The organism is Methylicorpusculum sp. (assembly GCF_030651835.1).
In the GTDB taxonomy this organism is placed as follows: domain Bacteria; phylum Pseudomonadota; class Gammaproteobacteria; order Methylococcales; family Methylomonadaceae; genus Methylicorpusculum.
In genome coordinates, this window is sequence record NZ_JAUSBX010000076.1 from 1 (window position 1) to 22,869 (window position 22,869).

The 22,869-nt window shown below is 48.1% G+C and carries 21 protein-coding genes; 12 read left to right on the forward strand and 9 right to left on the reverse strand.

Annotation, left to right across the window (positions count from 1 at the left end; translation table 11 throughout):
* The first annotated feature begins 248 nt into the window (after nucleotides 1-248).
* From Q7V32_RS09325 to Q7V32_RS09340, 4 genes are all read left to right on the forward strand, one after another.
* The gene (locus tag Q7V32_RS09325; protein WP_304896706.1) at nucleotides 249-470 is read left to right on the forward strand and encodes a hypothetical protein; all 222 of its coding nucleotides are present in this window, start codon (nucleotides 249-251) and stop codon (nucleotides 468-470) included.
* A gap of 378 nt (nucleotides 471-848) precedes the next feature.
* On the forward strand, nucleotides 849-1,094 hold the full coding sequence (locus Q7V32_RS09330) for a hypothetical protein (RefSeq protein WP_304896707.1): 246 nt from the start codon (nucleotides 849-851) through the stop codon (nucleotides 1,092-1,094).
* Between the two features lie 264 nt (nucleotides 1,095-1,358).
* Nucleotides 1,359-3,479 carry a hypothetical protein gene (locus tag Q7V32_RS09335; RefSeq protein WP_304896708.1) on the forward strand — a complete coding sequence of 707 codons (2,121 nt, stop codon included), beginning with the start codon at nucleotides 1,359-1,361 and terminating at the stop codon, nucleotides 3,477-3,479.
* Nucleotides 3,476-3,637 (forward strand): hypothetical protein, encoded by a 162-nt coding sequence (locus Q7V32_RS09340; RefSeq protein ID WP_304896709.1) that lies wholly within the window; start codon nucleotides 3,476-3,478, stop codon nucleotides 3,635-3,637. Before Q7V32_RS09335 ends, Q7V32_RS09340 begins: the two co-directional genes overlap by 4 nt.
* Nucleotides 3,638-3,684: 47 nt before the next feature.
* Here Q7V32_RS09340 and Q7V32_RS09345 read toward each other — a convergent pair whose 3' ends face one another.
* From Q7V32_RS09345 to Q7V32_RS09365, 5 genes are all read right to left on the reverse strand, one after another.
* Nucleotides 3,685-4,704, reverse strand: a complete 1,020-nt coding sequence (locus Q7V32_RS09345) for an FAD:protein FMN transferase (RefSeq protein ID WP_304896710.1) — start codon at nucleotides 4,702-4,704, stop codon at nucleotides 3,685-3,687.
* Nucleotides 4,705-4,712: 8 nt separating this feature from the next.
* Nucleotides 4,713-5,678, reverse strand: coding sequence for a calcium/sodium antiporter (locus tag Q7V32_RS09350; RefSeq protein WP_304896711.1), 966 nt, complete (start codon nucleotides 5,676-5,678; stop codon nucleotides 4,713-4,715).
* 463 nt (nucleotides 5,679-6,141) lie between these two features.
* Entirely contained in the window at nucleotides 6,142-7,290 is a 1,149-nt protein-coding gene (locus tag Q7V32_RS09355) for a lipocalin-like domain-containing protein (protein ID WP_304896712.1), read from the reverse strand.
* A complete protein-coding gene (locus tag Q7V32_RS09360) occupies nucleotides 7,287-9,836 on the reverse strand; it encodes an FtsX-like permease family protein (protein WP_304896713.1) in 2,550 nt (849 codons plus the stop codon). Before Q7V32_RS09360 ends, Q7V32_RS09355 begins: the two co-directional genes overlap by 4 nt.
* Nucleotides 9,833-10,531, reverse strand: coding sequence for an ABC transporter ATP-binding protein (locus Q7V32_RS09365; protein WP_304896714.1), 699 nt, complete (start codon nucleotides 10,529-10,531; stop codon nucleotides 9,833-9,835). Before Q7V32_RS09365 ends, Q7V32_RS09360 begins: the two co-directional genes overlap by 4 nt.
* A gap of 279 nt (nucleotides 10,532-10,810) precedes the next feature.
* Between Q7V32_RS09365 and Q7V32_RS09370 the strand changes: the two genes are divergently transcribed.
* Together Q7V32_RS09370 and Q7V32_RS09375 are read left to right on the forward strand one after the other, a co-directional pair.
* A complete protein-coding gene (locus tag Q7V32_RS09370; RefSeq protein ID WP_304896715.1) occupies nucleotides 10,811-11,251 on the forward strand; it encodes a universal stress protein in 441 nt (146 codons plus the stop codon).
* A gap of 205 nt (nucleotides 11,252-11,456) precedes the next feature.
* Nucleotides 11,457-11,837, forward strand: a complete 381-nt coding sequence (locus Q7V32_RS09375; protein ID WP_304896716.1) for an MliC family protein — start codon at nucleotides 11,457-11,459, stop codon at nucleotides 11,835-11,837.
* A gap of 108 nt (nucleotides 11,838-11,945) precedes the next feature.
* Here the strand turns inward: Q7V32_RS09375 and Q7V32_RS09380 are convergent, their stop codons facing one another.
* Nucleotides 11,946-12,830, reverse strand: a complete 885-nt coding sequence (locus Q7V32_RS09380; RefSeq protein ID WP_304896717.1) for a toll/interleukin-1 receptor domain-containing protein — start codon at nucleotides 12,828-12,830, stop codon at nucleotides 11,946-11,948.
* A gap of 138 nt (nucleotides 12,831-12,968) precedes the next feature.
* Between Q7V32_RS09380 and Q7V32_RS09385 the strand changes: the two genes are divergently transcribed.
* Together Q7V32_RS09385 and Q7V32_RS09390 are read left to right on the forward strand one after the other, a co-directional pair.
* Entirely contained in the window at nucleotides 12,969-14,375 is a 1,407-nt protein-coding gene (locus Q7V32_RS09385; RefSeq protein ID WP_304896718.1) for a nodulation protein NfeD, read from the forward strand.
* Nucleotides 14,368-15,108 carry a slipin family protein gene (locus Q7V32_RS09390; RefSeq protein WP_304896719.1) on the forward strand — a complete coding sequence of 247 codons (741 nt, stop codon included), beginning with the start codon at nucleotides 14,368-14,370 and terminating at the stop codon, nucleotides 15,106-15,108. Before Q7V32_RS09385 ends, Q7V32_RS09390 begins: the two co-directional genes overlap by 8 nt.
* 172 nt (nucleotides 15,109-15,280) lie before the next feature.
* Here the strand turns inward: Q7V32_RS09390 and Q7V32_RS09395 are convergent, their stop codons facing one another.
* From Q7V32_RS09395 to Q7V32_RS09405, 3 genes are all read right to left on the reverse strand, one after another.
* Entirely contained in the window at nucleotides 15,281-16,252 is a 972-nt protein-coding gene (locus tag Q7V32_RS09395) for a D-glycerate dehydrogenase (RefSeq protein WP_304896720.1), read from the reverse strand.
* A gap of 334 nt (nucleotides 16,253-16,586) precedes the next feature.
* On the reverse strand, nucleotides 16,587-17,750 hold the full coding sequence (locus tag Q7V32_RS09400) for an aminotransferase class V-fold PLP-dependent enzyme (RefSeq protein ID WP_304896721.1): 1,164 nt from the start codon (nucleotides 17,748-17,750) through the stop codon (nucleotides 16,587-16,589).
* 359 nt (nucleotides 17,751-18,109) lie between these two features.
* Nucleotides 18,110-18,472 (reverse strand): DUF805 domain-containing protein, encoded by a 363-nt coding sequence (locus Q7V32_RS09405; RefSeq protein WP_304896722.1) that lies wholly within the window; start codon nucleotides 18,470-18,472, stop codon nucleotides 18,110-18,112.
* A 283-nt stretch (nucleotides 18,473-18,755) separates the two neighbouring features.
* Between Q7V32_RS09405 and Q7V32_RS09410 the strand changes: the two genes are divergently transcribed.
* The 4 genes from Q7V32_RS09410 (at nucleotide 18,756) to Q7V32_RS09425 (ending at nucleotide 22,769) form a co-directional block, all read left to right on the forward strand.
* Nucleotides 18,756-19,703, forward strand: a complete 948-nt coding sequence (locus tag Q7V32_RS09410; protein WP_304896723.1) for a CoA ester lyase — start codon at nucleotides 18,756-18,758, stop codon at nucleotides 19,701-19,703.
* A 69-nt stretch (nucleotides 19,704-19,772) separates the two neighbouring features.
* On the forward strand, nucleotides 19,773-20,957 hold the full coding sequence (locus tag Q7V32_RS09415; RefSeq protein WP_304896724.1) for a malate--CoA ligase subunit beta: 1,185 nt from the start codon (nucleotides 19,773-19,775) through the stop codon (nucleotides 20,955-20,957).
* Between the two features lie 11 nt (nucleotides 20,958-20,968).
* Nucleotides 20,969-21,856 (forward strand): succinate--CoA ligase subunit alpha, encoded by an 888-nt coding sequence (sucD, locus tag Q7V32_RS09420; RefSeq protein ID WP_304896725.1) that lies wholly within the window; start codon nucleotides 20,969-20,971, stop codon nucleotides 21,854-21,856.
* 160 nt (nucleotides 21,857-22,016) lie between these two features.
* Nucleotides 22,017-22,769, forward strand: coding sequence for an HAD family hydrolase (locus Q7V32_RS09425; protein ID WP_304896726.1), 753 nt, complete (start codon nucleotides 22,017-22,019; stop codon nucleotides 22,767-22,769).
* Nucleotides 22,770-22,869 lie beyond the last annotated feature (100 nt).

Consider the following 22,869-nt stretch of genomic DNA (forward strand, 5'->3'; position numbering starts at 1 on the left):
CCGCTTTGAATTAAGGGTGTAGGTGCTTGATTTCAAAGGACGCATCAATACGTCCCTGTAGCTCTCTGCAACATCCCTGTTGCAGAAGCCTTTTCAATCAACCACCTACACCCACTAAAATTGGAGGGGGTGAGCAGATACGCTGAATGAACGGCTGAGCATCAGCTTATTCCAAATTTGCAAAGGTTTTCACGGTAATTTTTTTTGAAAATGATACGGTAACCTTTGTTTTTTTAAGGAGAGCCCTAATGACGCAACTATTATCCGCAACCGCCACACAAGCCGACTTTACAGAATTATTATGCCAAGAGTTTCTTTCATCGAAAGGTTATGGCGCGTTCGCATTTTTAAGTGCCTATGATGCCGCTCAGTTATTCACGAGCTATTCAAAGCAAAACCGCTCTGACAAGGATTTTATAAAAGACTTTGTTCGTAGCTTTGTCTGCGGAAGAATTACATTACCTCTCTGATGGTCCGTTTTGACCATTCCCCTGTTTTATTTGTACTCATTGACGAGTAAGCAAGCTGTTCCGGATTGCCTCTGTTTTCGTAATTGTTCAGCGGAACAACAAAACGAATGTGATGGACCGGGCAGGTTGGGTTAGCTCGGAGAGCTAGCCCAACAATCGAAGTATCCAGATTCCGAAAAGTCTAATTGTTGAGTTACGGCTATCGCCTAATCCAGCCGCCATTCCCAGAGTGATATTTTCAGTGTCATTTTGGTCTGGGAAAAGCCCTTTTTCCTTCAAATTGAGAATTGCTCGAGCTATCGCTGCCCGTTGGTGTATTTCAAGCATTAATGATAGGCTTTATATCAAACGACTATCCTTAAATTCGCAAGTTAGTCCATGGAAAGCACGAAAAACGCAAAAAACAAAAAGCATTATGTCCGTATTGCGCACTCTTTAATTTTGGCTATGTTCGCGTTAATAGTAGGCGTCGCCCCGGTAGGGATTGCCGGGGTCCAGAAGCCATGGATGGCGTTGGGCTTTCACATCCTTGTGACCTGGATTCGCTTACGCGGTCTAACGGCTCCGGCAATCCATGCCGGAATGACGGTGTTGATTTACTTTCAACTACTAACGAGAACATAGCCTTAATTTTTGGGACGGCAAGCTACGATTCGTTATTTCGTTAAATATTTTCATGCTTTTCTGGACAGATAATTTTTGTAACTACTTGCCCGCTTTGAATTAAGGGTGTAGGCGATTGATTTCAAAGGACGCGTGAATAGGTCCCTGTAGCTCTCTGCAACATTCCTGTTGCAGAAGCCTTTACAATCAACCACACCCAATAAATTTAAACAAGGTGAGCAGATGCTGATTATTAAGATTATTGAACGTGAGGCTTGAGTCTATATGAGCGCAAATGACAAATGTAACCAAGGTGAAGCCTGGGGTTCGCGTTTTGGGGTGATTTTAGCGGTCGCCGGTTCTGCTGTGGGATTGGGTAATTTTTTGCGCTTTCCGGGACAAGTGGCTGCCAACGGCGGTGGCGCATTTATGGTGCCTTACTTCATCTGCTTCATTCTGGTCGGCATTCCTATTTGCTGGGCGGAATGGACAATGGGGCGCTATGGCGGAAGGCATGGCTTTAATTCGGTACCGGGTATCTTTTCAGTTTTATGGCGGCATCCGCTCAGTAAATACTTTGGTGCGTTAGGTTTGCTGATACCCATCGTAATCTACATGTATTACGTTTACATCGAATCGTGGTGTTTGGCGTATGCCTGGTACTATCTGAGCGGTGAACTTGACCTGGGCAGAAATCCGGCTGTTTACGGTGCATTTTTCAGTCAATTTACCGGCATGGAGGCGCATGGAAGCGTATTTAAAGACGGCATAAAGCCGGTGTTCTGGTTTTTTTGCATCACCTTTCTGATTAATTTCTATTTCATCTACCGGGGCTTGACGCGCGGTATTGAAACCTTTTGTAAATATGCAATTCCGCTGTTGATTATTGCTGCGGTAGTGGTTGCATTCCGGGTTTTAACCTTGCCGGAACAGCCGATACCCAAGCCGTGGCAGACGGTTTTACCGACAGTGATCAATCAGGATCAGTGGCAAGCCATCCAACAATTGGCAATGAATCCACAAACCCGCCCGGCTGAACTAAAACAACAGGTTGAAAATAGTATTGCCGATTATCTGGCTCATCAGTTGAAATCAGCTGACACTCAAATTACCCAGGAAAATGTGCTGGTTCCTCCGGCCGGTTTTGCCAAAACAGAGGCGGCTTATGCTTTGGCGATGGTTGAAATCAGGTCCGGTCAACAAAGCAATGCTTATAGAATCTGGCTGGAAAAGGCAAAAGACGAACTGGATCAAGAAACTAAATTGGCATTAAGGGCCTTGGAGAAAGAAGCGCTTCAAGCGGATAAAAGTAATTCAGTTGAACATCAAGAAATGATTCATCGGCAACGATTAGTCTATTTTTCTAAACTGACTTTAGATTCTGTAGATCAACTTGCAGCTAATTTAGCGTTGGTCAACGGTGCTGAACGCTTCGGTCATTTTAAGGCGCTGGTTTTACGTTCAGCGGCACTTGAAGTGGCCGAATTACCAAGAAATGTGAGCAATGGCTTGGGTTACATGTGGAATCCCGATTTTGAAAGGCTCAAGGATCCAGCCGTCTGGCTGGCTGCGGCAGGACAAATCTTTTTCTCGTTATCGGTAGGATTCGGCGTTATTTTGACGTATGCCAGTTATCTTAAAAGAGACGACGATGTCGTATTGTCCGGTTTAACCGCATCAGTGACCAATGAGTTTTGTGAAGTCTGTTTAGGCGGGTTGGTCGCTATTCCTGCGACCTTTATTTTTCTCGGAACCGCGTTGACCATGGAAGCGGTCGCCGGTTCGACGTTTGGCCTCGGGTTTAACACACTACCTACCGTGTTTGCCGGTATGCCGGATGGTCGCTGGTATGGGGCTTTGTGGTTTATGCTTTTATTTTTAGCGGCCATAACCAGTTCATTAAGCATGCTGCAGCCGGCGATTGCTTTTCTTGAGGAAGGCTTCGGCCTGAAACGGCGCAGTAGTGTTGCCGCGTTAGGTTTAATGACGCTCAGCGGTGCCTTGCTGGTTGTTTATTTTTCCGGTAATGCAGTTGCGTTATCGACGATGGATGACTGGATAGGAACGGTCGGTATATTTCTGTTAGCGACGATAGAAGTGATTGTCTTTGCTTGGGTTTTGGGGGTTGATAAGGGTATGGACGAGGCCAACAGAGGGTCCGATTTATTGATACCCAAAGCTTTTCGTTTTGTTTTTAAATTCATTACCCCGGCCTTTTTATTAGTCATCCTGGGCAGTTGGCTGGTCCAGTCGCTTCCGGCAAAAATCGAGGCGGTTCGAGCTCAGCCTGAAGTATTACTGATTGTTTTATATTTGGTGATCAGTCTGATTTTTCTAGTGTTGATGGTGTCATTGGCGGGTGAAAATTGGCGCAGGAAGGCCATTCATGAAGAGGGGGATGTGTGACCTTATCCGGTTTGATTGTGATGATAGCCAGCTATCTATTGGTAGCGGTGTTGATGATATTCTGTTTTTTCAGGGTCTTGACTAATCCTCAGAGTGCGCTTAAAGAACATGCCCCGATGGACATTGATACGCAGGATGAGGATCCGCCTCTTGATTAAGCTTAGAGCCTGGATTCCGCTCCGCGTCATCCAGGCTACGAAACACGTTACTTGGGCGCTGATGAAAAAATGGAACCATCCAGAAACTCGCTCTGAGTTTCAATCAATTTGTCGTCTTTTTGTTCAATAAACAAAGCGGAAAGTTTTTGTGCATTAGCGGCTTTCAAACCTTCTTCCCGGCCCATGCACAATAAGGCGGTAGACCAGGCGTCTGCAATCGTCGGGTTGGGGTGTATCACCGTTACTGAAACCAGATCGTGAGTCACCGGGCGTCCGGTGCGGGCATCCAGAATGTGGCTATAGCGTTTTCCATCAGCATCGAAATAATGCCGGTAAGTGCCGGACGTCATGATGGCCGTCGGTAAATCCTTGGGTGTGGTGATGATTTTCTGCACGGTTTGTTTGCCGGGCACCGGTCTTTCAACCGCGATTCGCCAGGCCTGTTGATCCGGCTTGTGACCATTGGTTTTTAGTTCGCCGCCGATTTCGACCAGATAGTGTTTAATGCCTTGCGCTTCGAAAATGTGGCTGACGGTTTCAACCGTATAGCCTTGGGCGATGGATGAAACATCAACGGTCAGTTCCGGATGCAGTTTTTGTAAATGGGTATCATCGATGACTTTCAATTTATCCAGACCCGAGCGCGCCAATGTAAGCTGAATTTGTTCATCGCTAGGAATTGCCAATACGTCCTCTCTAAATCCCCACAATTCAAAAAAAGGCTTGATTGTTAAATCATAGCAACCCTGGCTTTCTTTATGAACCGACTGAGCGATGCGGATTAAGTCGATAATTTCGCTGTCTGTTTCCTGGGCTTCTGTCGTACGATTTTTGTTGAATTGCTCTATGACAGAATCATCACGGTAGTTGGATAAGAGCTGATCAATACGTTCCAGTTCGGCTTCAACTGCTTTTTTTATTGCGGCTGCATCAACCGGTGACTCGGACCAGTAACTGATGTGATAGCTGGTACCTTGCGTCATGCCCTGGAACTTTTGGATGGAAGGTCCTGAACAGGCCGTGAGTATTAAAAACAAGCTGACAAAAAGGGGGTTGAGCGTTTTCAATGCATACCTCACAAGGCCGAGATGGCCAGATAACCGGTATAAGCCATAAATACCGATAACAGAACACCACCCTCTATTCGGTTGATGCTCCCTTTGCCATCCCTGGAATAGCCCAGGATAAAGATGCCAAGGGTCAGTAAGGCCATCACAGGCCAATCGCGGGTCAGAATTTCCGAAGGAATTGACATCGGTTGAATCGCACCGGCAATACCGATCACAGCGGTTGTATTAAAGAGATTCGAGCCAATGACATTGCCTATTGCGATATCGTCTTCGCCTTTACGTGCGGCAATAATTGACGAGGCCAGTTCGGGTAAGGAGGTGCCGATCGCAACGATCGTCAAACCGATGATCAGGTCGCTGACACCGAGGCTATGCGCAATATTAACCGCGCCCCAGACCAGCATTCTGGAACTGACAATCAGTAAAACCAAACCGGCGACAACCCAGATGATCCCTTTTTTGAAAGGCATGGGGTGTTTGTCCAATTCTGAATCAACTTCTTGGGCCAGAGCATCGCCGCGGTTTTTTATGCCTTGGTAAATCGACCAGCCTATAATTAAGAAGAAGACACCGAGCAAGCCGATTGCATCCATTCGGCTAAACTCTCCATCATATATTTGAAATAATGCAAACAGCGTAACTGCAGCAAGAATCGGCAGTTCTTTTTTGATGATTTGAGAGTGAACCGTAATCGGGCTGATCAGTGCCGTTATACCTAGAATCATGGCAATATTGGCGATGTTGGAGCCGTATCCATTACCTAAGGCCAAGCCGGGGTTACCTTGCATGGCGGCAAGCGCGGAAACCGTCATTTCAGGCGCAGAAGTACCAAAGCCGACGATGACCATGCCTATCAACAAGGGTGGCATGCCTAAATGCCGGGCAACGGACGCCGCGCCCTCTACAAAACGATCTGCACTCCAGACCAGCAACGCAAGTCCCAAGACAATCATAACGATGGACAAAGCCATAAACTCTCCGTAAAAATGTAAAAAATAATGCGGCTTAATGATGAAGCAAGATCAACCGGGTACAGTCAGTGTGTTTTTGGTTTTTTTATCCAGACCCGGAAAAGACTTAAAAAATGCGTATGTTTTAGATACAAATTCATTGGTTGGGCTTGAATGCAGAATTGAGCTCGTGAAGGCGCACATAGTACGGTGAAAGACAGTGTCGGGCAAGTCAGGACTTGAAACGGCGTGGGGTGTAAGTATAGGTTTATTCTTACAGTAGCGTGATCAGCGGATGTGTCATGCCTTAAATAGCAAGGGCGGATATTAATTATTAAGCGTAGGTTGGGCGGCGTGCTTTTCGCAACCCAACAATTATCGCACTTGCCTTGAAATGTTGGGTTGGCTATCGCCAACCGAAACCTACTCGGTACATTACCTTAATTTTGTTGCTCCGCTGAATCGTTACGGTAGACAAAACGCCTCAATACCCGGTTAATTCAACATACCCTTGCCCGGAAATAGGGCGGCCGTTTTTTTCTCCGGTCAGTTTGACCGCGCCTTCCCAATAACGGTATCGCCCGTTCAACTCCTGATCGTTGATGAAAGGCGTAATGTCAAGACTGATGGCCTGTTCCGGAATCGTCAGACGCCATTTAGCCGGATAGGTACTTTGGGAATGCGGGCTTGTCCATTGTTTGGAAACGTCAATAGTGACACTGGCGGCACTGAGACGAATCTGTGAGTTATCTGCTTCGACGATGATGCCGGAACTGAAAGTGTCGGCCTTGCCGTCCTTGCGCCTAAGCCGGTAAAACATGATTTCACTGTGATCGGACAATTGCAGTGAAAACCAGTCCCAACCGGCTTGTTCGACTGACAGCGCGCTGGTACTCCACTCCCTGTCCATCCAGCTGGTGCCGGAGACCGAAAAAGGTTGATTCTTTATGCGGATGGAACCCGCCGTCGCCAAGCGAGTAAAGGAATAATAATAAGAGGCATTGCCCGCTTGTTCGCTTTTCTGGCTAAGGCCTTGATTGCCTTGCAAGACGACAGGTTTTTCCATCGTCAGCTGTAAATCAATCGCCACCGTTGAGTTTTTTGCGGTGAGTTTGAGCGGGAAAATAGTTTGACCGCTGCCTTCAGCCGACCAATCGTTAAGCCAGACCCGAAAGGGCTCAGCTTCAGCGCCTGCCAAATCCAATCCGGCACGGCTGAAACGTTCGTCATGATAAAAAGCGTTGCCCTGAATATCGGTAACAGTGAAGTGAGCCATATACATCTGTCGGTTTCGCCAGGCCGATTCAGAAGAGGTTGTCTGTGCCGCCAAGGCAAAACGGAAAAATGTCAATTGATAGCCGAATGGCCGCCCCGACGCATCTTTTAGATTGCCTGTGAAATACCACCATTCGGTACGGTAATCAGGATGAGCGCCATGGTCGGCAGGAAATTCGAACGGTCTGGGGGAATAGGCTTTGGCAAAGCCTTTATCATCAGCCATCAATACGTTAGCTGGGGCATCCTGTCTTTGCGTTGCTAACGGGTCATGCGCCTGAAAAAAGCGAACGCCTGCGAACGCCAGTAATACACTGATGAGCAAAAGACTGAATAAAAAGGCAGATTTTTTCATCATTCGTTACGCAAGGCGATAGCAGGGCTGGTTTTGGCCATTTTTAAGGAGGGCAGAATGCCGGCCAGTAAGGCCGCGGTCAATGCCAGCAGCAAGCCTTGAAACAGTGAGGCGGTATTCACATGAAATTCCATTGTCCAGCCGAATGACCGTTGATAGACCACAAATATCAGCACATAGGCGACGATAAAACCAACTGGAATCGAAAATATGCCGGCAACCAGTCCCATCAATCCGGTTTCTGATGTGATCATGATCGATAATTGCCTGGGCGTTACGCCTATCGCTCTGAGAATTCCCAACTGCCGGGTTCGTTCATATTGCAAAGCCATCAGCGCGCCAAATACGCCGACAAAGGCAATTCCTGCCGCCAGCCAGCGTAAGGCCTCGGTCACTGCAAATGTTTGCCCGAACACTTCCATCGAGGCCTCATAAATAGCTTTGTTGGACCTGACTGATTGCGCGCCTTTCATTAATCCTGCAATGCGAGGTTCCAATGCATTCAGATCGGTATCCGGCTGGGCATAAATGCCGATGCCGGTGAAGCCTAAATCAGGCCAGTAACGTAAATAGAGTTTTCGGCTCATGGCGATATGCCCCCGGTCGCCGCTGTAATCCTTGTAAATGGCCAGTATTTTGAAAGCCTGTTGACCTTGTGCGGTATGCAGTAAAAGGTCTTGCCCGGGGTTTAGCTGGTGATGATAAGCGTAAGGTTCGGTGATAAAAACGCCTTGTTGTTCAAAGGTCTGCCAAATATCAGCTTGTGGCGTATGAGTAAAAAGGAAACCGTGTTGGGCTTGATCGTTGAGTTCGAAAACAGACGCATCAATCAGACCGTCTTCGCCTCGGATACGCGTATGCAGCACACTGCTTAGCCTGGCGACTCCCGGAATTTCAGCAATTGCTGCTTTCAGTTGCTGATCGGCCGCAGCTTTGTTGTCAGCCAGTTTTTCACCGGGCAAGGCCACATATAAATCTGCCTGCAAGCTGATTTTCAGCCAGTCCGATACGGTTTGACGGAAGCTGGAAATCATCAAATCCATACCGATGGTCGCCGATACGGCAATCATCAGCGCGGCAATAGCGATGCCGGTCCGGCTTATTTCAGCCGTTACCAGTCGGGGTGGCAGTTTGCCCAGCACGCCGAATAGGCGCCCTGTTACCCATTCGACGCCTTTCATAATGACTAAGGTGATGCCCGGAGTCATTAATGCAAACCCGAACAACAGCATAAAGATGCACGCCAGGCCCAGTCGAATGCTGGTTTCTGAAAAATAGGCCAGGCTTAAGCCAAAAAGTATGAATATCAGGCTTAAACTGGTCGCGATTTTGATGATGCGTCTGATGCCCGATTCCAGTTGCGAGCGAATAATTACCGTAGATGGCGCCAATCGGGCCGCTTCCAAAGCGGGCGGCAGCACGGCCAATAGCGTTGCGCAAACACCCAGCCCTATGGCTTTGCCGATTTGCCAGTAAGAGACAAACCAATCGCCGCCTTCAATTCTGAAAAATATACTGTTCACCGTTGCCGAGACCAGATGCAACAGGCCTTGGGCTAAAACAATACCCAGCAAAATGCCGGTACCGGTGCCCGCCAGGGCCAGTAGCAACGCTTCCTGCACAATCATCGTAAACACCTGTTTCCGGCTGACGCCCAGTAAACGCAAACTGCCTATCAAGCGCCACCGTTGAATCACCAGAAAGGTCATGGTGTTATAGATGAGAAACATGCCCACCAGTAGCGACAGCAAGCCCAATGCATTCAGATTAATGGAAAATGCTTCGGTCATTTGCCGCATGGCCTGATTGTGCGTTTCCATGGCAATCAACTCAGCGGTATTCGGAAGGCTGTCTCGGATAGCATCGATCAAGGAAGGTTGGTGATCACTGTCATCCAGCACCCAATCAATGAAGCTCAGTTTACCGGATAAACCGGTGACTTCCTGAGCGGTGGCAATGTCGGTGATCAGCATGTTATCCAGCGCGTGTCGGCTTAGCGAGTCGCTGAGTGCGATCAAACCGATGATTTGCATCTTCCGCTCACCCTGGCCTGTGCTGATTGTCAGCCAGTCATCAACCTTCAATTCGAGTTTTTGGGCGGTATGCTCGCTGATCAAGAGGGTATTCGGTTCTGTGATTAATCGGCCGGCGAGTGCCGATTGATCCTCGGTCAATGCATTTTGCCAGCTAGCCTGAAGGCCTTTTTCAGCAAATGGATCGATACCCAGTAAAGTAAAGCGCGACTCGGGAAATTGGTTGAGTATTACCGTTGATTGAAGTACCGGGGATAATGTGCGCAGTCCCTTATCGACTTTGAGTTGACGATAAATACGCTCATCAAGGCCGCCATCGCCGCCTATGATTCTGTGCGTTGCCGTACCGGAAATAGCGCGTCCAGCCTGAGTGAATGATTGCAGCGAGCTTTCCAGCGCGATATCGATAGCAATGACGACAGCAACGCCCAGTGTAATGCCTAACAATGCCAAGGCCAGTTGCCAGGGATGTTTCAATAAAAAGTTGCGGCTGGCGCGGTTAACTAATGAAGTCATAAGGTCTTTTCAACGGTAACCAGCGTTTTGTCCCGGATAGTAAAGACTCTATCGGCCAGCCCCATAACTTCCTGACTGTGGGTTGCCATGATCATGGTTTTACCGGTTTGTCGTACCAGCGTATCCAATAATGCCAAGACCTGTTTGCCGGTTTCCAGGTCCAGGTTGCCCGTGGGTTCGTCGGCTAAAACGATGGCCGGTTCATGGATCAGTGACCGGGCTATTGCGATACGTTGCTGCTCGCCTCCCGAAAGACGGTCCGGATAACTGTCCTGACGCGGCTTTAAGTCCAGTTGATCAAGCAGGTTCAAGGCCTTGTCGACATCGGTATCGGTCATGCGATGCAGTAATTCCAAAGGCAATAATAAATTTTCCAGCACGGTGAGTGTTGGAATCAGATTGTAAGCCTGAAATACAAACCCTATATGCCGGCGTCTGAAGAGTGTACGTTCGTTTTCAGGCAACGCGGTTAAGTCAGTGCCCATCAGGTTAACTCGTCCACTGTTGGGCTGGTCGATACCGCTCAGCAGGTTCAGCAAGGTTGATTTTCCCGAGCCGCTTCTGCCCAGTAGCACGATCAACTCGCCTTGACGGATATTCACCGTTACATTATCCAGAATGGTTTGTTCAAGTCCTGATTCCCAATAACTTTTGGTCACTTGTTGGAGTGTGATGGCTGTTTCAGCAGAAGTCATGGTTTTTACGGATTCAGTAGTGAGAAAAAGGGCCTGGATAATGGCTATCAGGTTCACGCCGGTAAGCGGTAATAAGTTACTTTACGCCTGTTTGTTGATCAGTGATGCACACAATTTATCTTGAACCCGCGCTTGTGCAAATCAGGTCCTGAAGGACAAAACAGAAGACGGTTACCTTGATAATCATTAGAATGCAAAAAACGTCATGATAACAAGATCCGGAAGCAGTCGTTAAGACCGGACTGATTTCGGGAAAGACATTAAATTAAGGAGCATTACATGGATAATTATGGCCATATTTTGGTTGCAGTGGATTACTCGCATCATTGCCGCATCGTTGCAGAAAAAGCCCGGCAACTGGCAAGCCTGCATCAGGCACAACTCAGCCTTTTGCATGTGCTGGATAATATCCCCATGCCGCAAATGCAGTACGGCACGATAATACCTCTGGATGAGCTGTCCGATAACGCGTTATTGGAAGCTGAAAAAACCAAGCTGATAGAACTGGGTAAAGATTTGGGTATCAGTAAAGATAATTGCCAACTGGTTTGGGGCATGCCCAAGCGGGAAATCACGCTGTTTGCTGACCGCAAAGATGTGGATTTGATTGTCGTCGGTTCACATGGCCGCCATGGCCTCGCCTTATTGCTGGGTTCTACCGCCAATGCTGTGTTACATCATGCACACTGCGATGTGCTGTCGGTGCGTTTGAAAGATTAATGGTAACTACTCGCCCGCTTTGGAGTAAGGGTGTAGGTGCTTGATTTCAAAGGACGCATCAATACGTCCCTGTAGCTCTCTGCAACATCCGTGTTGCAGAAGCCTTTTCAATCAACCACCTACACCCACTAAAATTGGAGGGGGTGAGCAGATACCCCAAATGGGTCTAAAATTAATCTTGGTTTCTTGACGGTCAGGAATATCTATGCATAAAAGTATCTTGCTCTATTTACTATTCAGCCTTGCATTACTTTCCTGTAAAGATCGGGAGCGCTCAGTTGTTCGATCGGAAACAAGGATCACTGAAAACAGATTAGTGCTGGTTTGCGACAATGGTTATGACATAAGCGCCATCTACTATGCGCCTGATTCAGAGGGCCGATTGTCCAAACTCTCTTTAAAAATCAGCCGGGATGGTAAAACAGAGGACGTGGAAATGATCCCTGCGATTGCGGCCAGCGGCGCGAAATTCGAAACTCCGGATCGTCATCGATCTTTTTGGGAGCATCAAGGTGAGTTTGCTTTGGGAATAGACGATAAAAACGTCAGTGTTTGCCGTCAAGCCGTCAAGAAAACAGTGCCATAGCGAATGCCGGCGAAAAAAGATGTATCTTCTTTCTCTGGCAGTTTCCTGCAAGAGAACACTAAAGTGTTATTTTTTAAATGGGTTGTGATGAGTTGATTAAATTAAACTTTATCGTATTGCCTTAGGATCAGTACTGTTCAGCCTTAAAACGCTTTTTTCACCGGACAATATTTCTATTAATTCGCCCTGTAGCTCCTGACTATTCCATGACTTGTTGAGGCGGCCGCTGTAGCTGAAGCGATCGGTATAAATGGGTTTTAGGGTGAATTCCAGCCATCGTCCGTTAATGCGACCTTCGCCTGTTTCATACACTTTTTGCATGGCAGGGTCGATGTGTTCAATGTTGACCTGATCGCCTTGTTGAACGATTCTCAGATAGTTGCCGCCATCAAAATACCAATGTCCGGAAAAATCGGCAGGCAGCCATACTGTCCCAATGATGGCGGACACCAGCAGGCCTAAGGCGATAAGTCCGGCTGCTTTTTTCCAGGTAAAACTTTTGCCATCGACTTGCCTTTGTTTATCAAGGCCCTGGTCAAGAAGAGGATTGACCGATTCAATCAGTTTTTCTACATCGGCTGCCCACCGGCTATCGGTCAATTCTATCGCTTGCCGAAAAGCCAATGCAGAAATACTCGCGGGTAAATCGCTGGGCGCGGGCATTCGGGCGCCTTTCACTAAAACAGGGATAATGAGTATGTTGCGTTGCAGTGCTGTTTCAATTTCCAGGCGAACAAAATCTTCTGGATCATCAATTCTGCGGTGGCCTGCCTCGTCAAGACACGTAAGCCATTCTTTACCCATCATAACCAGCATGACGTGTGCGCTGTTCAGATTGTCATTGATGGTCATAAAAAAGTTCTGGCCGGGTGAGATGTCGTCATAATCCCGAAAAACCAGATCTTCACCCCATTCCTTCGCCAATCTGTCCGCTAAACGCCCTGTATATCCGGCGCTATCGCTACGGCGATATGAAATAAAAACGATGCTCATCATCCTCTCCCCAAAAACTTCATTGACGTTGAAATCTCTTTATTGCCCGCTAAGGACATAGAAAATCGTTAAGTTTGCCCTATCTCGATTGGAGGCGTAGACTTCTTCCTAGTCGCCTGATTTCCAGAGGACGCATCTATGCCGCCTATAAATGTCATTCGTTATAGCTTAATTTTTCTGTTACTCGCTGGCTTAAAGGTAGCGCCGGTGACGGCTCAAATGCAAGCGACACCTCAAAGCAGCAGCATCGTTCAATTGCAGATACAGGATGCAATAGGCCCGGCTACCAGCGATTATATCGAACGAAGCATGGACAAAGCGGTTGAATCCGGAGCAAAAGCTGTTTTAATTTTGCTTGATACGCCAGGCGGGCTTGATACTTCGATGCGGCAGATCATCAAAAAGATCATTGCTTCTCCGATACCTGTCATTACTTATGTCTCTCCGGGAGGCGCAAGAGCTGCCAGCGCCGGAACCTACCTGCTCTATGCCAGTCATGTTGCCGCGATGACACCCGGCACTAATCTGGGGGCCGCGACACCGGTTCAACTGATTCCTGCAGGCAATCCGGACGAGCCGTCCGGTGATGAGCTGGATAAATCCAAACCTTCCGGCGATAAATCTAAGGGGGAAACTGTAAAAAATCCGATGATGCAAAAAGCGCTTAACGATGCTGTCGCCTATATCAGAAGTCTGGCCGAGATGCGCGGCAGAAACGCCGATTGGGCGGAGCGCGCGGTTAGGGATGCTGCCAGTTTGTCCGCTGAGCAAGCCTTAAAGCTAAAGGTGATCGACATCGTGGCTATCGATAGGACAGATTTACTGAAACAACTCGATAACCGGGTAATCCCTGTTTTGGGTCAAAATCTCACGCTGCAAACGAAAGATGCTGAAATCAGGTTGATCGAACCGGATTGGCGCAGTGAGCTTCTGGCCGTCATAACGAATCCCAACATTGCCTATATTCTGCTGCTGGCCGGTATTTACGGTCTGATTTTCGAATTTTCAAATCCCGGCAGTATTATCCCTGGAACGATCGGCGGTATTTGTTTGCTGCTGGCTTTGTTTGCTTTTCAGGTGTTGCCGGTTAATTATGCCGGCATGGCGCTGATCTTGTTAGGCATCGCTTTAATGATCGCCGAAGCGTTCGTGCCCAGCATCGGCATACTCGGATTCGGCGGATTGACCGCATTTGTTATCGGTTCGGTTATTCTGATGGACACCGATGCTCCGGGATTCGGTATCAATATCGCGTTGATCGGCGCATTCGCGCTCAGCAGCGCCGCATTTTTAATCATCGCCCTGGGTCTTTTGCTAAAGGCCCGACATAAGTCGGTCGTCACCGGCTCGGAAGAATTGTCCGGTTCAATCGGTATTGCTTTGGATGATTTTAGCGGTACGGGCTTGGTTCGCGTCCACAGCGAAATCTGGCGAGCCCGTACTCGCGAATCATTGCATAAAAACCAAAAAATTCAGGTCAATAACAGGGATGGTTTAATTCTTGAGGTGAGTTCCATTCCTAATCAGGAGAATCCCCATGTTTGAATATTTCATTTATGTGTTCGGCAGTTTTGTCTTTCTTTTATTGATCAGCGCGTTCAGAGTTTTACGCGAATACGAACGTGGGGTCGTTTTTATGCTCGGGCGTTTTTATAAGGTCAAAGGCCCCGGATTTATTCTGGTTATCCCGCTGATTCAACAAATGGTCAGAGTCGACCTGCGGACGATTGTGATGGATGTGCCGTCACAAGATGTGATTTCGCGTGACAATGTGTCGGTTAAAGTCAATGCCGTGGTCTATTTCCGGGTTATCGACCCCGATAAAGCCATTATTCAAGTGGAAAACTTTTACGAAGCGACCAGCCAATTGGCTCAGACTACCTTACGTTCCGTGCTGGGCCAGCATGAATTGGATGAAATGTTGGCGGAACGGGACAAGCTCAATATCGATATACAGACGATACTGGATCAACAGACCGATGCCTGGGGCATCAAAGTCGCCAATGTTGAAATTAAACATGTCGATCTTGATGAGAGCATGGTCAGGGCGATTGCCAAGCAGGCGGAGGCTGAGCGGACGCGCCGTGCGAAAATTATCCACGCAGAGGGTGAAATGCAGGCTTCTGAAAAATTATTGCAGGCCGCCAGAATTCTTACCCAGCAACCTGAGGCTATTCAGCTACGTTATCTGCAAACACTGACTGAAATTGCGGGCGAAAAATCATCGACCATAGTCTTTCCTTTGCCAATCGATATTTTAAAAAGTCTGGTGAAATAAAAAAGCGGAGAACAATGCAGGTGAGGTTGCTCTGGTGATTAATCCTGCTTAAAGGGCAGCATCCCTGCTGCCGTCAAGGCCGCAAAGCGCACTTCTCTTCCTCTTGATCATCAAACTGGGAGTTGCTGGCTTGAGCGGTGAGCGATATAAACGGCGTTTGCGCGCTATTGCTTTAAACAACCCTGTCCTGTGGCTCCTTGCCGCCAAAAAAATCGGCTAGATTGGCTAGGACGCGATTGCCCATTGCTGTTCTTGTGCTTAAGGTTGCGCTGCCCAGATGAGGTAGCAGGGTCACGTTATCCAGCGTTAAAAACCCAGGATTGATATTGGGTTCCCCTTCGTAAACATCCAGCCCTGCTCCGGCAATTTGGCGATGTTGTAATGCATCAATTAGCGCCTGGCTGTCAACGACATCGCCACGGGCGGTGTTAATCAGATGTGCCGAAGGTTTCATCAATTTCAGCGAGTCGGCATTGATAAGATGCCTGGTTTCCGGACTGCCGGGGCAGTGCAAGGATACATAATCGGCTGCTGCAAGCAATTCCGGTAACGTTGGGCAGCGTTCAGCTTTTAATTCATCGGCTACCGATTGATCGGCGGTGCGAGGGCTGAAATAAATGATTTTCATGCCAAAGCCATGGTGCGCCTTACGTGCCATCGCTATCGCGATACGTCCGAAGCCAATCAAACCCAGTGTGGCGCCGGTGACATCGCTGCTCAGCATATGGGTTGGGCACCAGCCGGTCCATTGTCCTGCTCTGACCTGACGGTCTCCCTCGGCGCCTCGCCTTGCGGACATTAACAATAAGGTCATGGCCAGATCGGCGGTGCTTTCAGTTAGAACGCCCGGTGTATTGGTGACTACGATGTTGTTGGCTTTGGCGGCCTGGATATCGATATGATTGAAGCCCACGCCAAAATTACCCAGAATTTTACAGCGTTTGTCCGCTGTATTGATGACATCAGCTGGAAACGCGTCGCAGACCGAAGGGCAGACAGCGTCGAAGTTTTTCAGTGCAGATTTAAACTCATCGGCCGTCAGGGGGCGGTCATCGGTATTGAGCGTGACATCGTAAAGTGCTTTGAGTTTTTCTTCGACTGAGGAAGGCCATTTACGCGTAACAAAGACTTTGGGTTTACTCATGGGCTAATCTCGAAGGGTGGTGCGACAGAAAATGCTGTAGGTTGGTGTCGTAACAAACGAATAAAATGGTGTAACTAATCGCCCGCCTTGAATTGAGTGTGTAGATGATTGATTTGAAAAGACGCATAACTAGGTCCCTATAATTCTCTGCAATATCCCTGTTGCAGAAGCCTTTGTAATCAACTGCCTATACCTAATAGAGTTGGTCTGGGTGGGCGGATCGAAATATTTATATACAGAAAAAGCTTGATCAAAATGAGGGCGATCTCCGGGCCGTGACCCGGAGATCGCCCTCACGAGATGATCTGTTTTACGCTAACAGCAGGAAAAAACTTTACGCAGTTGCGCGGTAGTATTCAACTGCGGCGCCAACGCCGCTGCCGGGTTTGATGTCAAACCCATTATCAAGCAAGGCCATTTCCACACCGGCAAACGCGCCTAACATGGAAACATCATTCATGTCGCCAACATGGCCGATACGGAACACTTTGCCTGCCACTTCCGACAGTCCTGCGCCCAATGACAAATTGTATTTGCTGTAAGCGGTGCTGATCACTGCGCGGGCATCTTTATCAGCCGGTACAACAACCGCAGTCACGGTATTGGATTCAAATCCGGGTTTGGCGCATTGTTCCAAGCCCCAGGCGGCGACTGCCTTGCGAGTGCCTTCCGCCAGTCTGTGGTGACGGGCGTAAACATTTTCCAGGCCTTCTTCAAGTAACAGGTCTAACGATTTACGTAAACCATAAAGCATGGGAATGGACGGTGTGTAAGGCGTGTAACCGTCTTTGTTGGCGGTCAGTTGATCTTTAAGGTCAAGAAACGCTCTTGGGCAACGGGCCGTATCGCAGGCTTTGATCGCTTTTTGACTGAACGCAACAAAAGCGCCTCCGGCAGGCAGCATGAAACCTTTTTGCGATCCGGAAATTGCGCCGTCTACACCCCATTCATCCATTCTGAAATCAAGGCTCGCTATTGAGCTGACGCCATCGACAAACAGTAAGGCGGGATGATTAGCCGCATCCATTGCTTTACGAACGCCGCCTATATCACTGGTAACGCCGGTCGCGGTTTCGTTGTGAGTCGCCAGAAAGGCCTTGATTTCATGTTTGGTGTCGGCTTTCAGTCTGGCTTCAAGGTCATCCAAAGGAATGCCTTCACCCCAGGGGCGTTCAACCACGGTCACATCAAATCCCAGGCGATTGGCCATGGCTGCCCATAAATGGCTGAATTGCCCGAAGCGGTAAATCAGTACTTTATCGCCAGGGCTTAACGTATTGGTCAATGCAATTTCCCAACCGGCGGTTCCGGTTGCTGGAAATATAAAGGCATGACCGTCCTCGGTTCTGAATATTTTTTTCAGATCAGCGAGCAGCGGTTTGAACAGGTCAGGGAATTTGGGTGAGCGATGGTCTTCGCCGTTAACATTCATCGCACTCAGTACTTCTATGGGAATGTTGGTGGGACCTGGAACGTATAAATGATTACGACCTGCCATTGTGGGTTGCCTCTTTAAATCAGTTTAAAATGGGATTAAAAAATGGAATTGGCGTTGATGCCAAAAGCCAGCAATGATCCCATAGTTGATTTGAATCAGCAAGCCCGGTTTATGTCAGGCCAGCTAACGAATAACGTGATTACAAGCAGGGCTAAAACCAGCTGATTTTTCACGGCTTTGTCATCAATTCCCTGTTTAATGATAAAAAAGGGAAGGCTTACGTCAACCCTCAAAGCCCCATTAACAGTTCAAACCGGGAATTGCTGTAAGAATGGTGAAAACATTGGTCGGCTTGTTCATGATGCAGCGCATCAGTCGCTCTATCACCAAGGCGTCAGCACACGTTGCAAATCAGGTGTTCATGTTTTAGGGTTAGGGCCAAACCGGTTAACTCCGGGTTTGCTGTCTTGCACCATGAACACGATAAGCGCAATGACACCCACGATAGGAATGAATGCGATAAGCAGCCACCATCCGCTTCTATCGGTGTCGTGAAGTCTTCTTATGGAAACGGCGATACCGGGAATAAGCACCGCCAATGAGTAAATGCCGCCGAATAGACCAACCCCTGTTTCAGCGTTAAACGTGCCGGTCAGCCCGTCTATAAACGCCATGCCAATTCCAATCAGCATGTTAAAAAGGACGAAATACCAATACTCGCAGCGTCTGGCTCTGCCGTTAAAATCGGCATATTTTTTGAGAACCTCAACGTACCAATTCATATTTTTTCTCCTAAAGTTTTCGATAATCGAGTATCAACATTTAATGGCGAGTCAAAAATATATCTGAAAGCGGTTGTATAAATCCACTGTCCGAATGGCATAAGAAGTAGTCCGATTGTGAAGAAACGTCAAGTTAAAAAATTGACATTATTATCCTCAAAAGTAAAATGTCCGATTGTTTTGCGCTCGGGTCAGTTCCTTGATAGCCGAGGTTAGCCAAGTGCCTTTTTAAAAGGCCTTAATTTTTGATTTTTTAACTTGCCTGTTTAGGAACGTACAAAAAATGAGTCATACCTTATATGAAGCGTCTGTTCAACGCGTGCAACGCTGCGAACTCGCTGTTCCCGGCTCTAGTCCCGATATGTTTGAGAAAGCGTTAAAAAGTGGCGTTGATTTTGTGTTTCTGGATCTTGAAGATGCAGTAGCGCCGGATGACAAAATTCAAGCGCGAAAAAACGTGATCGAGGCGATCAACGATCTGGACTGGAAAGGTAACGGGATCACCGTTTCTGTGCGTATTAACGGTTTGGATACACAATTTATGACGCGCGACGTGGTCGATCTGGTCGAGCAGGCCGGGCATAAATTGGAAACCATCCTGATCCCTAAAGTCGGTGTTTATTCGGATGTTTACATGGTGGAAGCCATGGTCAATCAGTTGGAAATGCAGCAGCGCCTAAAAAACAGAATAGGTATAGAAGCGTTAATTGAGACTGCGCTGGGTATGGCCAATGTAGAGGATATTGCGCGTCAAGGCGCATCAGGGCGACTTGAGGCTCTGCACTTTGGTGTTGCCGATTATGCCGCGAGCAATCGGGCAAGAACGACCAATATCGGCGGGTTGAATCCTGATTATCCGGGCGATCAATGGCATGCCGCCATCAGCCGTATGACTGTGGCTTGCCGTGCTTTCGGCTTGCGTCCGATAGACGGTCCATTTGGCGATATCAAAGATCCTGACGGCTATAAGGCTGCGGCTAGACGCGCTGCCGCGCTGGGTTGTGAGGGTAAATGGGCGATACATCCTTCCCAGGTTGCATTGGCGAATGAAGTCTTCACCCCACCGGCGGCTGAAATAGACAAAGCCAAACGGATTTTGGCGGCATTAAAAGAAGCGGCCGCGCAAGGGAAAGGTGCTGCAGCACTGGATGGCCGGTTAATAGATGCGGCGTCCGAAAAGATGGCTAACAATGTCGTTAAAGCTGCAGAAGCGATTGCCGCTAAAAGCTAATAAATAAAAATGTCGAGGGGGTGGTTTCCCCTTCGTTGATGATTTTCTGAAATAGTTGAGGGTGATGCATTGGATATCCACGAGTATCAGGCGAAGGAAATTTTAGCGGAATACGGCGTGAAGATCGCTGACGGCGGTTTAGCCTACAGTCCTGAAGAAGCTGTCCAGCGTACCAGAGAAATCGGGGGCTCAGTTTGGGTGGTTAAAGCCCAGATTCATTCCGGTGCGCGAGGTAAAGCAGGCGGTGTCATTATTTGTAAAAGTCATGATGAAGTTGAAGCGGCTGCCGGTAAATTATTGGGCAAGCGGCTGGTGACCCATCAGACCGGGCCTGCCGGTAAAGTCTGTTACCGTTTATATGTAGAGGCCGGTACCGATATTGCCAAAGAATTGTACTTTTGCCTTCTGGTGGATCGCTGTGCAGAGCGCATTGTCATGGTCGGGTCCGCACAAGGTGGTATGGATATCGAGACCCTGGCAGCAACTCAGCCGGAAGCCATCACTAAAATTTATATCGAACCCTCGGTAGGTTTGCAGGACTTTCAGGCAAGAGAGATGGCTTTTGCGCTGGGTATTCCGGTGTCAATGTTGAATGCTGCGGTAAAAACCATCAAGGGTATTTACCGGGCAATGCGAGCCAATGACGCCAGCATGGTCGAAGTTAACCCCTTAGTTATTACGGCAAAAGAAGACTTGATCGCACTCGATGCCAAAATGGGCTTTGATGATAACGCCTTGTTCCGTCGGCACAGAATCGCCGAACTGCGCGATAAAACCCAAGAAGATCCACGTGAAATGGCCGCTGCTGACCGCGGTTTGAGCTATGTCGGACTGGATGGTGATATTGGTTGCATGATCAATGGCGCAGGCCTTGCGATGGCTACTATGGATATGATTAAGCTGGCGGGTGGTGAGCCGGCCAATTTTCTGGATGTGGGTGGCGGCGCTTCGCCGGAGCGGACTGAAAAAGCCTTCCGACTGGTGTTGGCGGATAAAAATGTCAAAGCCATGCTGGTCAATATTTTTGCAGGTATCAATCGGTGTGATTGGATTGCGGAGGGTGTCGTTCATGCCGTCAAGAAAATCGATATGAAAGTGCCTCTGATTGTCCGGTTGTCCGGAACCAATGTTGATGAAGGAAGACGAATTATTGCCGAAAGCGGTTTGCCCATCATTATGGCGGAAACTCTGGCTGAAGCGGCTGAAAAAGCTGTTCAGGCTCGTAATGAAGTTGTCGCTAATGCTGCCGGTTAAGAGGAAAAGTAATGGCTATTTTGATTGACGAAAACACACGCATTATTGTTCAGGGATTTACCGGTAAAATCGGCAGCTTTCATGCACAGGACATGATCAATTACGGCTCAAAAGTCGTGGGCGGCATTACGCCCGGCAAAGGCGGCCAGACTCATTTGGGTTTGCCTGTATTTAACACGGTTAAAGAATCAGTAGAGCAATTGGGGGCCGAGGCCAGTATCGTTTTCGTGCCGCCGGCATTTGCTGCCGATTCGATAATGGAAGCCGCTGAAGCCGGGATCAAATATTGTGTGGCGATTACTGACGGTATTCCCACGCAGGATATGATGAAGGTTAAAAACTTTTTGCGCAGATTTCCTGTCGAGGAACGCATGGTTTTGACCGGACCGAATTGTGCGGGCACGATTAGCCCGGGTCGTGCGATGCTCGGCATAATGCCTGGACATATTTACATGCAGGGCAATGTCGGCATTGTCGGACGCTCAGGAACGCTGGGCTATGAAGCGGCGGATCAGATGAAGCGGTTGGGTATCGGTATTTCGACTTCGGTAGGCATTGGCGGTGACCCTATTAACGGCAGTTCACACCGGGACATTCTTGAAAAATTTGAACAGGATCCTGAAACCAAAGTGGTTTTGATGATTGGTGAAATCGGCGGCCCGCAAGAAGTAGACGCCGGGCATTTTGCTAAAGAATTCATGAGTAAACCCGTGGTAGCTTATATTGCCGGATTGACCGCACCTGAAGGACGCCGGATGGGGCATGCGGGTGCCATTATTTCTTCTGCAGGTGAGAGTGCGGCCGAAAAAGTCGCTATGCTAAGAGACTTGGGTGTGATTATTGCACCTACGCCTTCAGCGATGGGTGAAACCGTTGCCGCAATTTTGGCAAAATCGTAAAACCCAGAGGCTTTAAATTTATCGCCCACTTTAGCCACGTAAGTTATTCTGTTTTCGTTCCGTCAATGGTTTTTCTACAAATCATTGCCGGAACGACTGAAAATGTCAGTCAACGAGTTAAGATAGATTAACTACAGCCTTCCCGTATGTTTATACACTCATGAATAAACCCGTTATCTATGCACTTGATTTTGATGGTGTGCTCTGTGACAGTGCCGTCGAGACTGCAATAACCGGATGGAAAGCTGCCTTGCAGTTGTGGCCGGATATGTCGCCTGCGTTTCCTGAGCAGCGCTTGATTGATGAGTTTCGTAGAGTCAGACCCATTATTGAAACCGGTTTTGAGGCTATCCTGGTCATGCGCCTGCTTTATGAAGGTGGGTCCAGCGACTACATTTTTGAACATTTTGCTGAATTCAGACCGGCGCTTATCGAAAAATCCGGCCAATCGATAGACGGTTTAAAGCAGCTGTTTGGCGAAATCAGAGACGCCTGGATTCATGATAATTTGCCCGAATGGCTAACCTATAATCCTTTGTTTCCGGGTATTACTGAAAAATTGAGGAATCTTGAGAATCAGGGGCATTGGTTTATTGTCACGACTAAACAGGAACGGTTTGTGTCGCACATTTTAACGGCCAATCATATTTTTATTCCCGGCGACCGAATTTTTGGCCTGGACCGCAATAAAATCAAAGAAGATATTCTGATTGATCTGGTCAATTATTTCCCTGATGCGTCTATGCACTTCATAGAAGACAGATTAATCGCGTTACTGAATGTCCAGAAAAATCCGCAATTGAAAAACGTTAAGTTATTGCTGGCTACCTGGGGTTATAACACTGAGCAGGATAGAGATGACGCAGGACGTAGGGGAATAGAGTTGCTGCCTATAGAAAATTTCATCATTTAGAATTTGTTGGGACCAACCGCAACCTAAACGATGCATCACCTTTGATTTATGGCTCCGCTGAATAGTTATACCTTTCGCACTTCAAATTTCGGCAGCGCCT

Excerpts from the sequence above, each read along its gene's own strand:
- Q7V32_RS09335 (WP_304896708.1), top strand. The coding sequence starts at position 1,359 with ATGAGCGCAAATGACAAATGTAACCAAGGTGAAGCCTGGGGTTCGCGT.
- Q7V32_RS09390 (WP_304896719.1), top strand. The coding sequence starts at position 14,368 with ATGTTTGAATATTTCATTTATGTGTTCGGCAGTTTTGTCTTTCTTTTA.
- sucD (WP_304896725.1), top strand. The coding sequence starts at position 20,969 with ATGGCTATTTTGATTGACGAAAACACACGCATTATTGTTCAGGGATTT.
- Q7V32_RS09370 (WP_304896715.1), top strand. The coding sequence starts at position 10,811 with ATGGATAATTATGGCCATATTTTGGTTGCAGTGGATTACTCGCATCAT.
- Q7V32_RS09350 (WP_304896711.1), bottom strand. The coding sequence starts at position 5,678 with ATGGCTTTGTCCATCGTTATGATTGTCTTGGGACTTGCGTTGCTGGTC.
- Q7V32_RS09425 (WP_304896726.1), top strand. The coding sequence starts at position 22,017 with ATGAATAAACCCGTTATCTATGCACTTGATTTTGATGGTGTGCTCTGT.
- Q7V32_RS09380 (WP_304896717.1), bottom strand. The coding sequence starts at position 12,830 with ATGAGCATCGTTTTTATTTCATATCGCCGTAGCGATAGCGCCGGATAT.
- Q7V32_RS09385 (WP_304896718.1), top strand. The coding sequence starts at position 12,969 with ATGCCGCCTATAAATGTCATTCGTTATAGCTTAATTTTTCTGTTACTC.
- Q7V32_RS09405 (WP_304896722.1), bottom strand. The coding sequence starts at position 18,472 with ATGAATTGGTACGTTGAGGTTCTCAAAAAATATGCCGATTTTAACGGC.
- Q7V32_RS09360 (WP_304896713.1), bottom strand. The coding sequence starts at position 9,836 with ATGACTTCATTAGTTAACCGCGCCAGCCGCAACTTTTTATTGAAACAT.
- Q7V32_RS09395 (WP_304896720.1), bottom strand. The coding sequence starts at position 16,252 with ATGAGTAAACCCAAAGTCTTTGTTACGCGTAAATGGCCTTCCTCAGTC.
- Q7V32_RS09375 (WP_304896716.1), top strand. The coding sequence starts at position 11,457 with ATGCATAAAAGTATCTTGCTCTATTTACTATTCAGCCTTGCATTACTT.
- Q7V32_RS09365 (WP_304896714.1), bottom strand. The coding sequence starts at position 10,531 with ATGACTTCTGCTGAAACAGCCATCACACTCCAACAAGTGACCAAAAGT.
- Q7V32_RS09355 (WP_304896712.1), bottom strand. The coding sequence starts at position 7,290 with ATGATGAAAAAATCTGCCTTTTTATTCAGTCTTTTGCTCATCAGTGTA.
- Q7V32_RS09325 (WP_304896706.1), top strand. The coding sequence starts at position 249 with ATGACGCAACTATTATCCGCAACCGCCACACAAGCCGACTTTACAGAA.
- Q7V32_RS09400 (WP_304896721.1), bottom strand. The coding sequence starts at position 17,750 with ATGGCAGGTCGTAATCATTTATACGTTCCAGGTCCCACCAACATTCCC.
- Q7V32_RS09410 (WP_304896723.1), top strand. The coding sequence starts at position 18,756 with ATGAGTCATACCTTATATGAAGCGTCTGTTCAACGCGTGCAACGCTGC.
- Q7V32_RS09330 (WP_304896707.1), top strand. The coding sequence starts at position 849 with ATGGAAAGCACGAAAAACGCAAAAAACAAAAAGCATTATGTCCGTATT.